This is a genomic window from Labrys sp. F242 (assembly GCF_057813875.1).
Genome location: NZ_JBVASG010000005.1, coordinates 272,176 through 287,792, shown reverse-complemented (window position 1 = coordinate 287,792; position 15,617 = coordinate 272,176). Strand labels below are relative to the sequence as shown.

The 15,617-nt window shown below is 63.2% G+C and carries 15 protein-coding genes; 11 read left to right on the top strand and 4 right to left on the bottom strand.

Features of this window, described 5'->3' with window-relative positions; genetic code table 11:
* Nucleotides 1-215: 215 nt before the first annotated feature.
* The 3 genes from ACZYTC_RS27735 to ACZYTC_RS27725 all read right to left on the bottom strand — a co-directional run bounded on the left by ACZYTC_RS27735 (nucleotide 216) and on the right by ACZYTC_RS27725 (nucleotide 3,281).
* The gene (locus ACZYTC_RS27735; RefSeq protein WP_441771290.1) at nucleotides 216-1,286 is read right to left on the bottom strand and encodes an ABC transporter substrate-binding protein; all 1,071 of its coding nucleotides are present in this window, start codon (nucleotides 1,284-1,286) and stop codon (nucleotides 216-218) included.
* A gap of 456 nt (nucleotides 1,287-1,742) precedes the next feature.
* Nucleotides 1,743-2,600: a LysR substrate-binding domain-containing protein gene (locus ACZYTC_RS27730; RefSeq protein ID WP_434955092.1), complete on the bottom strand. Its 858-nt coding sequence runs from the start codon at nucleotides 2,598-2,600 to the stop codon at nucleotides 1,743-1,745.
* Between the two features lie 294 nt (nucleotides 2,601-2,894).
* Entirely contained in the window at nucleotides 2,895-3,281 is a 387-nt protein-coding gene (locus ACZYTC_RS27725) for a RidA family protein (protein ID WP_434955091.1), read from the bottom strand.
* A gap of 145 nt (nucleotides 3,282-3,426) precedes the next feature.
* Between ACZYTC_RS27725 and ACZYTC_RS27720 the strand changes: the two genes are divergently transcribed.
* The 8 genes from ACZYTC_RS27720 (at nucleotide 3,427) to ACZYTC_RS27685 (ending at nucleotide 10,747) form a co-directional block, all read left to right on the top strand.
* Nucleotides 3,427-4,443 carry an ABC transporter substrate-binding protein gene (locus tag ACZYTC_RS27720; protein WP_488991051.1) on the top strand — a complete coding sequence of 339 codons (1,017 nt, stop codon included), beginning with the start codon at nucleotides 3,427-3,429 and terminating at the stop codon, nucleotides 4,441-4,443.
* Nucleotides 4,444-4,603: 160 nt separating this feature from the next.
* Nucleotides 4,604-5,401: an ABC transporter ATP-binding protein gene (locus ACZYTC_RS27715; protein ID WP_488991050.1), complete on the top strand. Its 798-nt coding sequence runs from the start codon at nucleotides 4,604-4,606 to the stop codon at nucleotides 5,399-5,401.
* Between the two features lie 34 nt (nucleotides 5,402-5,435).
* Nucleotides 5,436-6,275 carry an ABC transporter permease gene (locus tag ACZYTC_RS27710; protein WP_441771292.1) on the top strand — a complete coding sequence of 280 codons (840 nt, stop codon included), beginning with the start codon at nucleotides 5,436-5,438 and terminating at the stop codon, nucleotides 6,273-6,275.
* A gap of 2 nt (nucleotides 6,276-6,277) precedes the next feature.
* Complete coding sequence (locus tag ACZYTC_RS27705; RefSeq protein ID WP_488991049.1) at nucleotides 6,278-7,612, top strand: cytosine deaminase; 1,335 nt, start codon at nucleotides 6,278-6,280, stop codon at nucleotides 7,610-7,612.
* Nucleotides 7,613-7,738: 126 nt separating this feature from the next.
* Nucleotides 7,739-9,148: an FAD-binding oxidoreductase gene (locus tag ACZYTC_RS27700; RefSeq protein ID WP_488991048.1), complete on the top strand. Its 1,410-nt coding sequence runs from the start codon at nucleotides 7,739-7,741 to the stop codon at nucleotides 9,146-9,148.
* A gap of 98 nt (nucleotides 9,149-9,246) precedes the next feature.
* Nucleotides 9,247-9,555, top strand: coding sequence for a cupin domain-containing protein (locus ACZYTC_RS27695; protein WP_434955085.1), 309 nt, complete (start codon nucleotides 9,247-9,249; stop codon nucleotides 9,553-9,555).
* Entirely contained in the window at nucleotides 9,555-10,136 is a 582-nt protein-coding gene (locus ACZYTC_RS27690) for an NAD(P)H-dependent oxidoreductase (RefSeq protein WP_441771295.1), read from the top strand. Before ACZYTC_RS27695 ends, ACZYTC_RS27690 begins: the two co-directional genes overlap by 1 nt.
* A 125-nt stretch (nucleotides 10,137-10,261) precedes the next feature.
* Nucleotides 10,262-10,747 (top strand): MarR family winged helix-turn-helix transcriptional regulator, encoded by a 486-nt coding sequence (locus ACZYTC_RS27685; RefSeq protein ID WP_149252054.1) that lies wholly within the window; start codon nucleotides 10,262-10,264, stop codon nucleotides 10,745-10,747.
* 184 nt (nucleotides 10,748-10,931) lie between these two features.
* Here ACZYTC_RS27685 and ACZYTC_RS27680 read toward each other — a convergent pair whose 3' ends face one another.
* On the bottom strand, nucleotides 10,932-11,552 hold the full coding sequence (locus ACZYTC_RS27680) for a glucose-6-phosphate isomerase (protein ID WP_434955082.1): 621 nt from the start codon (nucleotides 11,550-11,552) through the stop codon (nucleotides 10,932-10,934).
* A 272-nt stretch (nucleotides 11,553-11,824) separates the two neighbouring features.
* Between ACZYTC_RS27680 and ACZYTC_RS27675 the strand changes: the two genes are divergently transcribed.
* The 3 genes from ACZYTC_RS27675 (at nucleotide 11,825) to ACZYTC_RS27665 (ending at nucleotide 15,521) form a co-directional block, all read left to right on the top strand.
* Nucleotides 11,825-12,793 (top strand): substrate-binding domain-containing protein, encoded by a 969-nt coding sequence (locus ACZYTC_RS27675; protein WP_434955081.1) that lies wholly within the window; start codon nucleotides 11,825-11,827, stop codon nucleotides 12,791-12,793.
* Between the two features lie 215 nt (nucleotides 12,794-13,008).
* Nucleotides 13,009-14,535, top strand: a complete 1,527-nt coding sequence (locus ACZYTC_RS27670) for a sugar ABC transporter ATP-binding protein (RefSeq protein ID WP_488991047.1) — start codon at nucleotides 13,009-13,011, stop codon at nucleotides 14,533-14,535.
* Nucleotides 14,532-15,521, top strand: a complete 990-nt coding sequence (locus tag ACZYTC_RS27665) for an ABC transporter permease (RefSeq protein WP_149252057.1) — start codon at nucleotides 14,532-14,534, stop codon at nucleotides 15,519-15,521. Before ACZYTC_RS27670 ends, ACZYTC_RS27665 begins: the two co-directional genes overlap by 4 nt.
* Nucleotides 15,522-15,617: the final 96 nt, after the last annotated feature.

Below are 15,617 nucleotides of genomic sequence, written 5' to 3'. Positions count from 1 at the left end.
AACGGCATAGGCGCTGACGACACCCTCCCCTGGAGGGGGTCGGCACTTCCTCTTGGAAGTGCCTGGGGTCGAAGCGAGGCGTCGGGGTGGGGTGGGGTGATCTGACGCCACGTCTTCAAGGTATTTGCCGGCGAGATCTCGGAGTCCCATAAAAGGAGTCACCCCACCCCGGCCTTTCAGGCCGACCCTCCCCCTCCAGGGGAGGGTTGAGAACCTCAAAGCAGCGGGGCGATATCGGCTTCCCAGCGCTTGGCCCAGGCATCCTGGTTGGACAGCACCACATTGTAGTCGGGCACATGGACGAACTCGTCCATTTCGGCCGGCGTGAAGATGAGATGCTTGAGGTTCTCGGGCTTCTCGGCCTTGGCGTTGAGCGGCGCTTCGCCCGCGACCTTGGCGTAGAGCGTGTTCATCGCCGGGCTGATGGCGAAATTGATGAAGTCCAGCGTTGCCTTGAGATTGGGCCGGTTCTTCAGGACGGCAAAACCGCTCTGATAGAGGAAGGTCGCCATGCCTTTCTGCTTGGTCAGGCGGGTCACCGGGAAATTCTTGGCGACCGCCGCCCAACTCGGTTCTGCAAAAAAGCCGACGGAGGTCTCGCCTGCGGTGAAGGAATTGGTGAAGTCGACATCCGTCACCGCGATGCGACCGATATTGCCGGACTTGGCGAGATCCGCCATCAGCTTCCAGCCCGGCTCCATGTTCTTCTCGTCGCCGCCGCCATGCAGGGCCAGCGCCACGATCTGCAACATCATGCTCTGGGTCGGGCCGGGCCAGCAGATCGCCCCTTTGAGCTTGGGGTCGAACAGGTCGTCGATCTTGGTGACAGGCATCGGCACGGTGTCGGTGCGATAGCCGAAATACATGCCGCCGACGGCGCGCGGCACCGCCATGATGCCGCCCTTGTCGTTCTTGATGATCATCTTGGCGGGAATATCGGCGAGATTGGGAATGTCGGCTGGATTGACGGTTTCCAGCCAGTCTTCCTTGATCATCGAGTTGAAAGAGCCTTCCCAGCCGGCGACATAGTCGAAATCGGTGCGCGGCCAGATCGCCTTGATCTTGGGCAGGATGGCGGCGGCGCCGCCCTGGTGCAGCACCCAATCGATATCGACGGCGCTTTGCTGCGCGGCGATTTCCTTCATCGCCTTGACGACATCGCCGCCCCATTCGACGGCCGTCAGCTTGGTGCCAGCCGCCCGGGCCGGTGCGGCCTGCCCCAGCAAGACGGGCAGGCTCAGCGAGCCTATGAGAGCGAGCAGGTTCCTGCGCGACAATTCGACCATGATGTTTCCCCTCGGTAGCCGTCACCATGCCCTCGTCGTGGATCGACTGTTATGGACAGGCTCGGTACGAGGCCAAGGGGCCTGAAAAAGGCAGGCTGCGGTAGCCGGATAATTCGCGTGAGGGTATAAGCGTTGCTGAATGCTCCCCGGGGGAAACGGATTATCTCATACAGAAGATACTGAGTGTCTGTTTGTCATCCCCGGCGAGGCTACAGGCCTCGGGAAGGGGATCCAGGGGCCAAGAGATTCTACCTGCGGCCCCTGGATCCCCTTCCCCTCGCTTCGCTCGGCGGGGATGACAAAACACTCGCCCGGATCGGTATCAGGCGTGGCCGAGTTCGACTTTTCGTGGCGATTTTGTCGAGCTCGGGTCGGTCACTGAAAACAGCTCAGGCGTGGCCGAGCTCGACTTTTCGTGGCGACTTTGTCGAGCTCGGGTCGGTCACTGAAAACAGCTCAGGCGTGGCCGAGCTCGACCTGGCGCAACACGAAATCGGCCAGGAAGCGCGATTCCTCGCGCGCGCCGCTGCGAACGTACAGGCCGATGTCGATTCGGGCCGAGCCTGGCATGTCGATCGACTTGTCGAGGGCGCGGCAACCCTCGGGAATCGTCGCCGCGATCATCGGACCGATGCCGATGCCGACGCGCACCGCCGTCGCCATCGCCACCAGGGTCGAAGCCTCGCAGACGATGCGCCAGTTGCGGTTGCGCGTAGCCAGCGTCGCCATGGCCGGTCCCCGCCAGGGACAGCTCTCCACGAACATGATCACGGGCAGCGGCATGTCCGGCGTGAACTCGATATCGGCACGCCCGACCCAGTGCAGATATTCGTTCCAGACATGCGCCGGCTTGCGGCTGCAGCGGCTGGTATCGCACACCGCGATATCGAGTTCGTCATTCTCGAGCATGGCGGCCAGGCGCGCATTGGACTCGACCAGGATGTCGATGTCGACACGGGCATTCTTGTCGCGGAAATCCCGGAGAATATCGATCAGGCGGGTAGCGGCAAAATCCTCGACCACGCCGAGGCGGATGCGCCCCTCGATCTGCCGGCCATTCAGGCGCTTGCCGACTTCGTCGGTCAAGGTGAGGATCTCACGGGCATAGGGCACCAGGAGCAGCCCGTCCGCGGTGAGCGTCAGCCCCTTGGGGCTACGCTCGAACAGGTCCGAGCCGACCAGGGCCTCGAGCTTGCGGATCTGCATGCTGACCGCGGCCTGCGTGCGATGCAACGACAGCGCCGCACCGTTCACCGTCCCCACTTCGGCGACGGAGAGAAAGGCGCGAAGCAGATAGGGATCGAGATTCAGCATGCGGGGCGCCGGATAGGGTGGTCCATGCTTTCGGTCCCCTTGTCTGGCGCCCCCACCTGTGCTGGCTGGCCTTCTGCGACCTCAGGACACCTGTCGGCATTGTTCCACACCGATCAAAAATCACAAGGGCTTATACCGCTCGGCGACAAGTCCCCTTGCCCCCTGGAGCAAAGCGCGTTTAGACGGAAACGCTTGTTTGCTCTAACTCTTTGGTTCCAAGCCACTCTTACGGATTGGCTGGAGCGTCTTTGCGATTCTTGGCGTCACCACCAAATCGCAAAACGCTCTCGGCTCTCACGCCTTTGCAGCCACGACCTCCACCTCGACCTTGAATTCCTCACGCGTGAAGCCCGAGACGATCATCAGGGTGGAGGCAGGCGGCGGATCGGCGACCACCGCATCGCGGGCCTTCATATAGCCGGCCATGTGCTCGCGGCCGGTGACATAGGCATTGATCCTGACGATGTCGGCGAGCGCCATGCCGGCCTCGGCCAGTATCGCTTCGATCGCCGTGAAGATCAGCCTGGCCTGCGCTTCCGCACCCTCCGGAATCGACTCGTCCGGGCCGATGCCGAGCTGGCCGGAACAAAACACCATGCGGGCGCCGGCCGGCACCTCCACAGCATGGCTGTAGCGGGCGAAGGGCGCACGCAGCGAGGACGGCGTGATGGCGCGAAGCATGACGGGTCTCCGAAAATCTGGCCGGCGCAAAATTAATCGTGATCACGACTTGTGCAAGCTTGAATTGGCGCTAACAATCGTGCGTCGGCGTTGCGGCAATCCGATACCAGAAACTCGCAAGACGAACCGAACAGAGGCGACAGGAATGAACAGCATGCTCAAGACCGCCGTGCTTGTAGCAACGGCCGTGGTTTTTGCCGGCTTGAACGGCGCCTATGCCGAGGAACTGGTGAAAGTGCGCTTCGGCACCAACTGGCTGGCGCAGGGTGAGCATGGCGGCTACTACCAGGCCGTGGCCGACGGCACCTACAAGAAGTTCGGCCTCGACGTCGAGATCGTGCAGGGTGGCCCGACCGCCAACAACGCCACTGCCCTGGTTGCTGGCAAGAACGACTTCTATATGGGCGGCAATCTCGTCGAGGTCTTCTCGGCGGCCAAGGAGGGCGTTCCCCTCGTCGCGGTGGCTGCGACCTTCCAGAAGGACCCGCAGATCCTGATGACGCATCCCGGCGTCGGCCTCGATAGCTGGGATGACCTGAAGAAGGCCAAGACCATCTTCATCGGCCCCGATTTCCAGGCCACCGGCTATGCCTGGATGAAGGCGGCTTTCGGCTTTACCGACGAGGTGGTCAAGCCCTATGACTTCAATCCCGGGCCCTTCATCGCCGACAAACAATCTGTGCAGCAGGGTTATGTGGCGTCCGAGCCTCTCCAGGTGGAAAAGGGCGGCGGCTTCAAGCCCAATGTCTTCCTGATCGCCGACCAGGGCTGGAACACCTATTCGACCCTGATCGTCACCCGCCAGGACATTATCGATGCCAAGCCTGACGTCGTGCAGAAATTCGTCGACGCCTCGGCGATCGGCTGGGCCACCTATCTCTACGGCGACAACAAGCTCGGCAATGCGGCGATCCAGAAGGACAATCCCGACATGACCGACGAGAACCTCGCCTTCGCCGTCAAGCAGATGAAGGCCTATGGCATCGTCATGTCAGGTGACGCCGAGAAAAACGGCATCGGCGCCATGACCGACGAGCACATGAAGTCCTTTTTCGACAAGATGGTCACCGTCGGCCTCTACAAGCCCGATTTCGACTTCAAGAAGGCTTATACGCTGAAATTCGTGAACAAGAATGTCGGTTCCGACCTGATCAAGAAGTGAGCATGGTCAATAAAGTGCATTTCCCGGGAGCGCGGACGTCCATGTCCGCTCTTGGAAACGCCGAGAATGCAGAAAGGAAGAGCGGACATCGCGACATGCCACGCATGTCGCTGCGACGTCCGCACTCCCAGGAACAGCCCCTCTCCGCGGGAGCTATGCCTTGACGCCCCCCTCCAGCCGCCCGACCGTCGTCTCGCTGCGCGACGTGGGCAAGACCTTCTCCTCGGGCACCACCGCGCTCCAGCATCTCGATCTCGACATCCGCCAGGGTGAGATCCTCTCTTTGCTGGGTCCCTCGGGCTGCGGCAAATCGACGGCACTGCGCATCATCGCCGGGCTGGGCGAGGCCTCAAGCGGCAGCGTGGTCTGGGCCGATGGCGACACCGACCATTCCCGCGACGTGGGTTTCGTCTTCCAGGAACCGACGCTGATGCCTTGGGCCAGCGTGTTCGACAATGTCTGGCTGCCGTCGCGGCTCAAGGGCGTATCGCGAAAGGCTGTCCGGGACAAGGTGATGCAGGCCCTCGACAGCGTCGGCCTCACCGCCTTTGCGCAGGCCTATCCGCGCGAACTCTCCGGCGGCATGCGCATGCGCGTCTCCATCGCCCGGGCCATGGTGACCCGCCCGAAGCTCCTCCTCATGGACGAGCCCTTCGCGGCGCTCGACGAGATCACGCGCCAGAAGCTCAACGACGATCTGATGCGCCTGCAGGCAGAGCTTGGCTGGACGGTGGTGTTCGTCACCCATTCGGTATTCGAAAGCGTTTATATTTCCGATCGCATCGTGGTGATGGCGGCTCGGCCGGGACGCGCTTTCGCCGAGATCGCCGTCGACGCCGAGCGCCCGCGCGGCGCGGCCTTCCGCACCACGCCCGTTTACGTCGACTATTGCCGCCAGGCCTCCGCCACGCTGACCTCGGCCATCGGCAAGGCGGTCGAGAGCGTCGACGGACATTGATCGCCAAGAATTTGGACCGGGGGGCAGAAACAGGATGAGCGTGATCAGTTCGGCGGGCGATGCCGCCACTCCTCCCGTCACAACTCGCCGGAACCCGTCGGCACTCCTGAAATGGCTGCTGCCGCTCGCCTTTCTGGTGGTCGTGCTGGGGGCCTGGGAATATTGCGTGGCCGCCGGCCTTACCCCGATGAAGGTGGTGCCCGCCCCCAGCGAGATCTGGGCTGCCTTCTTCCGCGAATGGGAAACACTGGGGCCGGCCTGGCTCTTCACCCTGGAAGTGACGTTGAAAGGCTTCGTGCTCGCGGTGGTGGGCGGCGTTTCGCTCGCCATTCTGTTCTCGCTGTCGCGGCTGGTCGAATATACGCTCTATCCCTATGCCATCATCCTGCAGGTCACGCCGGTGCTCGCCCTGGCGCCGCTCTTGCTGGTGATCTTCTCGCAGGCCACCGTGCTCTTGATCTGCGTATGGCTCGTCGCCTTCTTCCCGGTGCTCGCCAACACGCTGATCGGCCTGCGCTCGACCGACCACAATCTGCTCAACCTCTTCGAGCTCTACCGCGCCTCTTCCTGGCAGAAATTGTGGCTGCTGCGCCTGCGTGCGGCCCTGCCCTATTTCCTCGGTGGCGTGCGCATCGCCGGCGGTCTTTCCCTGATCGGCGCCGTGGTGTCGGAACTCGCCACCGGTGCGGGTGGCGCGCGCGGGGGTCTTGGCTATATCATCTATCTCGCGCCACGCTATTTTGCCTATCCGCGGGCCTATGCCGCGCTGGTGCTGCTGTCGCTGACGGGCATCGCCATCTTCCTCGCCCTGTCCTATCTGTCGCATCTCCTGCTGTACAAATGGCATGAGAGCGCGCTTAAGCGGGAAAACTGACCGTGTCCAAGCCCCTCGCAGTTCCCACCGATGGCCGATGGTCGGTCGAGGCCAGCGTACCGGCCTGCCTGGTGTCGCAACCACTGGCCGGCGCCGACCAGGATGGCCTGGCACGCATCTGCCTGACCGTCGCGGACGGGCGCATCGAGGCGATCGAGGCCGTGACAGGTCCCTCCGGTACACTCAGCGCAGGCATGGTCTTCCCGAGCTTCGTGGAACTGCACACCCATCTCGACAAGGGCCATATCTGGCCGCGCCGCCGCAATCCCGACGGCACCTTCTTCGGGGCTCTCGACAACGTGACCCTGGATCGCGAGGCTCATTGGTCGGCCGCCGATGTCGCCGCCCGCATGGATTTCTCACTACGCTGCGCCTATGCGCACGGCACCTCCGCCATCCGCACCCATCTCGATTCGATCGGCAAGCAGATCGGCATCTCCTGGCCTGTTCTTGCCGAAATGCGCGAAAAATGGGCCGGCCGCATCGAATTGCAGGCCGTCGCGCTGTTTTCCATCGAGCATGTGGCCGATCGCGCCCACATGTCCGACATCACCGCCGCCCTACGCGCGCATGACGGTATCCTGGGCGGCGTCACCTATATGGTGCCCGAGCTCGACCAGGGCCTGGACACGCTGTTCCGCCTCGCCGCCGACAACGGCTTCGATCTCGATTTCCATGTCGACGAGACCCAGGACCCCGAAGCCCGCACACTAAGCCATATCGCCGAGGCGGCCCTGCGGCATCGCTTCGCCGGCCAGGTCACGGTCGGCCATTGCTGTTCCCTCGCCCGGCAGGAGGAGGACGAGATCAAGGCCACCATCGACAAGGTGGCGCAGGCCGGCATCGCCGTGGTCTCGCTGCCAATGTGCAATCTCTATCTGCAGGACCGCGTGCCCGGCCGCACCCCCCGCTCGCGCGGGGTGACGCTGCTGCACGAATTGAAGGCGGCGGGCGTGCCGGTCGCGGTCTCCTCCGACAATACGCGCGACCCCTTCTATGCCTATGGCGATCTCGATGCCCTCGAAGTCTTCCGCGAGGCGACGCGCGTGGCCCATCTCGACCATCCTTTCGGCGACTGGCCAAAGGTGGTTACGGCGACGCCGGCCTCGGTGATGGGCATCGACGCCGGGCGGCTGCGTGTCGGTGGGCCGGCCGATTTCGTGCTGTTCAAGGCCAGGAGCTGGACGGAGCTGCTGTCCCGCCCGCAGGCCGATCGCATCGTGGTGCGCAAGGGCCGGGCCATCGACACCGCTTTGCCGGACTATGAGGAACTCGATGCGGTGCTGTCAGACCGAACCGAAGGTTTGGTCCGGCGATCGCAGGCCAGCGGCCCCTAGGCGCTCAATCAACCAGACTTGACGCACCAGACATGGTGTGCCGATCTCCAGATCGGCATTTTTCTTCGACGGAACGCTTCGCTTCCAAGAATGCCGATCTGGAGATCGGCACTCCGAGATCCGCCCATGACCGACATCGCCGCCCTCAAGGCCCGCCTGCCCGACATCCGCATCGAGGATCACCCGACCTTGGTGCGGCAGAAGAGCCGCGACTTCTTCTGGTATTCGCCGGTGCTCAAGCGCGAGCTCGACCACATCACCGGCGATTGCATCATCTTCGCCAAATCCACGGACGACGTCGTCGCCACGCTCGCCGCCTGCTACGCGCTCGACATTCCGGTGACGCCCCGCGGCACCGGCACCGGCAATTACGGCCAGGCGATGCCGCTGTCGCGGGGGGCCGTGCTCGATCTGTCCTTCATGGACAAGATCATCTCGATCGAGCCGGGCGTGCTGGTTGCCGAAGCCGGCGCGGTGATGGCCGAGATCGACAAACAGACGCAAGCCCATTCCGGCCAGGAATTGCGTCTGCATCCCTCCACCGCGAAGACGGCCACCATCGGCGGCTTCGTCGCCGGCGGCTCGGGCGGCGTCGGCTCGATCACCTGGGGCGGCCTGCGCGACTGGGGCAATATCACCCGCCTCAAGGTAGTGACGATGGAGGCAAGCCCACGCATCCTCGATCTCACCGGCGAGGATCTGCACAAGGTCAGCCATGCCTACGGCACCAACGGCATCATCACGGAAGTCGAGATGCCACTGACATCGGCCTTCAAGTGGATCGACGTCATCGTCGGCTTCGATACGCTCGCCGAGGCGGCCGCCTTCGCCAACGAGACCGGCGAGGCTGACGGCATCCTCAAGAAGCAGCTCGCGGTGGTGGCCGCGCCGGCCGCGCATGACTATTTCAACCGGCACCGGCGTTGGATCCCGCGCGACAAGCATATCGTCTGCGCCATGATCGCCCCGCAGAACTACGATGCCTTCCTCACCATCACCCGCCGGCGCAAGGGCGCAGAACTGTTGTTCTCGACGTCGGGCATGAGCGAGGCGGACCGCAAGGGCCTGCCCGACATCTACGAACTCGGCTGGAACCACACCACGCTGCGTGCCCTCAAGCTCGATCCCACCATCACCTATCTTCAGACGCTCTACCCCTTCCCCAACCAGCTCGAACTCGTCTCCAAGATCCATGCCGTCTTCGGCGACGAAGTGGTGGCCCATCTCGAATTCGTGCGCTTCGACGGCAAGATCACCTGCTTCGGCCTGCCGCTCGTCAAGTTCACCACCGCGGAGCGCCTCGACGAGATCATCCGCATCCACGAGGACATGGGTGCGCCGGTGTTCAACCCGCACCGCTACACGCTGGAGGAAGGCGGCATGAAGCAGACCGACGAGATGCAGCTCGCCTTCAAGCGCGAAGCCGATCCCAAGGGCCTGCTCAATCCCGGCAAGATGATCGCCTGGGACGATCCCGATTATGACTATTCCTCGAACCGGACCTATCTTTTCCGGGGCATGCAAATGGAAGCCTGATCGGCTTGCCAGGATATCGGACACACTCGTCTGCCAAATGCACCTCGCCACGAAATGGCGAGGTGCAACACCAAACCATAGCTATGAAAGGCCCTGCCATGTGTGGAGCACACAACAGCGACAACACCAATCTGGCGACCGGAACGCTCCAGGTCGACGATGAGCGGGTGCGCATCACCCGCTACGATTTCGAGCCCGGCCAGGAGACGGGCTGGCACCGCCATGAATATCCCTATGCCGTGGTGCCATTGGTCGACGGCACGCTGCGTATCGTCGACACGCAAGGCGAGAAGCTGGTTCCACTCGCTGCCGGCACCTCCTACTCGCGCCCGGCCGGCGTCGAGCACAATGTCTTCAACGGCGGCCAGTCCCACATGGCCTTCGTCGAGGTCGAGATGAAGGGCTGATGCGGGTCCTCGTCCTCTTCTCGCACCCTTGCGAGGAATCCTTCGGCGCGGCGCTGCATACCTGCGCCGTGGAGACCTTGCGCAAGGCCGGCCATGAGGTCGACGACTGCGACCTCTATGCCGAAGGGTTCCAGCCCGTGCTCACGGCCGCCGAACGGCGCACCTATCACGACACCGCAAAAAACCGCGATGGCGTGGCTGATTATGTCGAACGCCTGCAACGGGCGCAGGCGCTGGTGATCGTCACGCCGATCTGGAACTACGGCTTTCCGGCCATCCTCAAGGGGTTTTTCGACCGGGTCTTCCTGCCCGGCGTGTCCTTCACCCTGGTCGACGGCAAGGTCCAGGGCAATTTGCACAACATCACCAAGGTGGTGGCCGTCACCACCTATGGCGGCTCGCATCTGAAGGCCCTGCTGATGAGCGATCCGCCCCGCCGCGTGGTCACGCGCATGCTGCGGGCGGTGGTGAAGCCCTTCGCGCGCTTTCAATACCTCGCCCATTACTCGATGAACCTGTCGACCGACCACTCGCGCGCTGCCTTCCTGACCAGAGTGGAGAAGGCACTGGCCAAGGTTTAGAGCCTACGTCGGACAGGAAATATTTACCGGATTTCAGGCTAAAGCCGACGAAATCCTCGACATTTTCTGTGAGAAACTGTATCTGAAGCCGGCTACAGCAAATCATCAGCCGGCGGATCATTACCATGCGACATCCGGCCTCCAAGACACTTGGTTATCAGTTGATCCACGTGGCCCGCCTGCATCGGGCCCGCACCGCCAAACTCCTCGAAGGACTTGGCCTGTTCCCGGGCCAGGAACAGGTGCTCGAAGCCCTTGCCGGGCGAGAAGCCCTGTCGATGAGCGAATTGGCGGAAATCCTGCGCGTCAGGCCCCCGACAGCCTCCAAGACGATTGCGCGCCTGTCGGCCGCCGGCCTGATCGAGCGCAAGGCGACCGACGGTGATGGGCGCGTCGTGCGCGTGGGCCTGAGCGCGGACGGCAAGGAAAAGGCCGCGGCTATCGCGGCCCTGGCGCTCGACATCGAGGCGGAAGCCACCAGCCATCTCGACAACAAGGACCGCAAGCGCCTGCGCAAATTGCTCAAGCGAGTCGAGAAAGGCTTCAAGCACGCGCTCGGCGGCGAGATCGACGCCGATGATGACGACGAGGGCGACGCCGACGAGGCTTGAGGGCGCCAAGCCTTCTCCCCTTGCGGGAGAAGGTGGCGCGAAGCGCCGGATGAGGGGTTTTGCAACCTTACCGTTCTTCGTGGCTCAACGCCCGCCTCCGATTCGAATTGGATGAGTCGGGAGACCCCTCATCCGCCCCTTCAGGGCACCTTCTCCCGCAAGGGGAGAAGGGAAGTCGCGCACCTCACCTCGCCATGATGGCCTCGACCAACTCCTTAGCCCGGAACTGGTAGCCAGCATTGTCGACGGCCGCCCATCCGCCCTTGCCGTCATCGACGATACGGCTGCGCATGCCGCCGGCCTTGGCGATGATGTCATAGTCCTGGCCTGAGTCGGCGGGATAGGCGAAGGTCATCACCAGATCGGTCGAGCCGACATTGACCGAGCGGTGGATCCAGTAGGGCGGCACATAGCACAGGCTGCGCGGCCCGATCTCGACGCTGCGGATTTCTCCGGCCGGCGATTCTAGCAGCATGATGCCGTGTCCGCTCTCGCCGTAATACATTTCCGGACGATTGGGATTGGCGTGGATGTGGCCGCGCGTGAGGAAATATTCCCGCCCCACCTTGCCTGGAATCATGCGGGTGACCCCGATGATCATGTCGCCGGCATCCGCCGAGGGTTTGTAATCCGTCACCTCGTAAACCACCTTGTCGCCGAGTTCGGCGAGGACGGTTCGATAGGCAGCCTCGTCTTCATAGAGGCCGGCAAGATCGCCCATCGTCTTGGTGTAGCGGTTGGTTGCCCCCCGCAATTCCCCGTTCTCGACATCGACGACGCACAGACCCGGCTCGCGCATGGGCATATCAACCAACCTTTCTTTTGATTGCGGCGCTCTTGGAAGCTCGCCATTCGGTAGCATCACTACATTTTTATCAGCACCCCGACAACCCTCGGCGCACTATTTTAACTCATTTTAAGCTAATTTAGACAATATTGCGTTGCAATATTTCACGTATGTGATTTTGTTTCAATTTTTTAAAATTTGGATCGCTTGACCCCTGTCAAAAAATGTACTTATGCTACAGAACAGGGCCAGGAAAAACGCCCTGACGGACGACGTGGAGGAGAGAGCCAATGAAGAAAACCCTTTTGGGCGGCAGCCTGGCCGCAGCATTGCTGGCCGGCACGATGGGCATGGCGAGCGCCGCCGACTGCAAGATCGGCGTGGCGATGTACACGCTGAGCGCCCCCTATTTCGCCGCCCAGCAGGCCGCCGCCATCGATCAGGGCAAGAAGGCCGGTTGCGAGGTCACCACCTCCGATGGCCAGAACGACATGGGCAAGCAGATCTCCGACGTCGAGGACATGGTCGCCAAGGGCGTCAACCTCCTGATTCTCAACCCGCGCGATCCGGAAGGCCTCGTCGGGGCAGCCAATGCCGCCACCGCGGCTGGCGTGAAGGTGGTGGTGATGGATTCATCGATCAACACCAAGGCCAAGATCGTCACCCAGGTGCGCTCCTCCAACGACCAGAACGGCTTCCTCGTCGGCCAGTGGCTGGCCAAGAAGATGCAGGGCAAGCCCGTCAAGATCATCCTGCTCTCCGGCTCCCAGGGCAATGAAGTGGGCCGCGACCGCCGCCTCGGCGTCTTCCGCGGCCTTGTAGAAGGCCAGCTCGTCAATGACGGCAAGGCCAGCTTCGAGGTGCTCGGCCAGGGCTGGGGCAATTGGGCGACCGAGGACGGCCTCAAGGCCGCCGAGGACCTGCTGCAGGCCCATCCTGACGTCACCGTGCTGCTCGCAGAGAACGATTCGATGGCGCTGGGCGGCATGAAGGCGCTGCAGGCCGCCGGCAAGACCGACGTGCTGGTGCTCGCCGCCGCCGATGGCCAGAAGGAAGCGCTCGCTCTCATCAAGGACGGCAAATATGGCGCGACCGGCCTCAACGATCCGGATCTGGTGGCGCGTACCGCTGTCGATATCGGCCTGAAGGCGCTCAAGGGCGAGCTCTCCCCCGACACGCCCAAGCTCGAACTCACCACGCCGGCGGTGATCACCCAGGAGAACGTCGACAAGTTCTACAAGAAGGACGCGGTGTTCTAAGCGGCGGCTTCGGCGTCATGTGCCTTCTCCCCTTGTGGGAGAAGGTGCCCCGAAGGGGCGGATGAGGGGTCTCGTACCCCATCCGAAAAGACTTCAGGGACAAGCACCAAGAACAGAGAGGTTTCGTCAACCCCTCATCCGGCGCTTCGCGCCACCTGCTCCCACACGGGGAGAAGGCAATAGTCGCCCTGCGATATCCAAACCAGCGAGGCATCATGTCCGAACTCGCCAGGCTCACCGCCATCACCAAGTCCTTCGGCGGCGTACACGCCCTCAAGGGCGTCGACTTCGATGTCCAGAGTGGCGAGGTTCATGCCTTGCTCGGCGAGAACGGCGCCGGCAAGTCGACGCTGATGCGTGTGCTGGGCGGCGAACTGCACCCCAGCAGTGGTGAGGTGACGGTCGTCGGACGTCACGTCGACTTCCGCGATCCGCGCCTGGCCAGGGCACTCGGTATTGCCGTGATCCATCAGGAATTGGCCCTTGCCCCCGATTTGTCGGTGGCGGAGAACATCTTTCTGGGCGAACTGCCCGGGGTCTTCGCAGGGCCGGGGCTGAGAAAGCGCGCCGGCGAATTGATCAAGCGGCTCGGCTTCGACATCGATCCCGGCGAGCGCGTCGGCAATCTCGCCGTCGCCCATCAGCAGGTGGTCGAGATCGCCAAGGCGCTGTCGCGCGAGGTCAAGATCATCATTTTCGACGAGCCGACCGCCGTGCTGTCGGATCGGGATGCCGGGCGTCTGCACAAGGTCATCGCCGATCTGCGCAGCCATGGCGTCGGTGTCGTCTATATCTCCCATCGCCTCGAGGAGGTGATGCGGATCTCCGATCGCATGACGGTGATGAAGGACGGCCAACTCGTCGGCACCGTCGCCGCCAAGGACGTGACCATCGACGACATCATCCGGATGATGGTCGGCCGGCCGCTCTCCGCCCTCTTTCCCGAGAAGGGGGAGCGCAGGATCGGCGAGGAAGTGATCAGCGTGTCCGCGCTCCATGCCGGCCGCAAGGTCCGCAATGTCAGCCTCGCCGTGCGCGCCGGCGAGATCGTCGGCCTCGGCGGCCTGGTCGGCTCCGGACGTACCGAGGTCGCCCGCCTGATCTTCGGTGCCGACAGGCCCGATAGCGGCGCCATCAAGTTCAAAGGCAAGCCGGTGCATTTCCGCTCGCCGCGCGACGCCGTCGCGGCGGGCGTCGGGCTGGTCCCCGAGGATCGCAAGCATCAGGGCGTCATCCTCGACAAGCCCATCCGGGTGAACGCCACCATGGCTCGGATGTCGTCGGTCACCACTGCGCTCGGCTTCCTGCGCCGGGGCCTGGAACGGCGCACCGTTGGCGAACTCGGCCAGAGCCTGCGCCTCAAGGCCGCCAGCGTCGACGCGCCCGTATCGAGCCTGTCGGGCGGCAACCAGCAGAAGGTGGTGCTGGCCAAGTGGTTCCATGCCGACGGCGATCTCATCATCCTCGACGAGCCGACCCGTGGCGTCGACGTCGGCGCGAAGACCGAGATCTACACGCTCGTCAACCGCCTGGCGGAAGCCGGCAAGGCCGTCCTGGTAATCTCTTCCGAACATCAGGAGCTCTTCGGCTTGTGCGACCGCGTGCTGGTGATGCGCGAGGGCGAGATCCGCGGCGAACTCAGCCCGGGCGATTACAGCGAGGAAAACCTGCTTTCCCTGGCCATGAGCGAAGGCGGGCAACCCGGCAAAGCAATTCAAGCGGCGAATGGTATAGGACAATGACAGCTCTCAGCGAGAACCGCGGCGACGGCAAGCGCGGCTATGATCTCGGCGCCCTGGTGCAGCGTTTCGCGACCCTCGGCATCTTCCTGGTCCTGGTCATCGTCGCCTCCGTGTGGACCGACAGCTTCCTGACCAAGAACAACATCCTGAACGTGCTCCGCCAGGTCGCCTCCGGCGCTGGCATCATGTCGGTTGGCATGCTTTTCGTCATCCTCACCCGCGGCATCGACCTTTCGGTCGGTTCGGTGCTGGCGCTGGGCTGCGTGCTCACCGCCTATTTCATCGCCAAGCTCGGCTATGGCGTCGGCGTCAGCATCGCGCTGGTGATCTTGTGCGGCGCCGCCTGCGGCCTCGCCGTCGGCTTCTTCGTCGCCTATATGCGCCTGCCCTCCTTCGTGATGTCGCTGGCCATGATGGCGATCGCCCGCTCGCTCTCCTTCATGATCTCGGAAGGGCGGCCGATCTCGATCGGTGACGGCGGCCAGGCCCTGGCCGATTTCGGTGCCGGCTACTGGCTCGGCATACCCCAGCCCGTCATCCTGATGTTCGCGGTGTTCATCGTCGGCGGCATCGTGCTCTCCTTCACGCGCTTCGGCCGCATCATCACCGCCATCGGCTCCAACGAGGAAGCGGTGCGGCTGTCCGGCATTGCGGTGCCGCGCTATGTCCTGGCCGTCTATGTGATCTCCGGGGCTCTGGCCGGCCTTGCCGGCGTGATTTCCGCCAGTCGCACCACCATCGGCTCGGCCCAGGTCGGCGTCGGCATGGAGCTCAACGTCATCGCAGCCGTGGTGATCGGCGGCGCCAGCCTGATGGGCGGGCGCGGCGACGTGGTCAACACGCTGCTGGGCACGCTGGTGATGGGCATCATCGCCAACATCATGAACCTCGCCGGGGTGCCCGGCTACAGCCAGCAGCTCTATACCGGCCTGATCATCGTGGTCGCGATGCTGCTGCAATACGCAACCGGCACTCTGAAGCGATAGACGACAACCCAACGCGCTGCCGACTCCGTTGACAGCGCGTATTTTTCTGTCTAAATTTTCACATAAATGATCTTATTTCACAAATGTGAATATTGA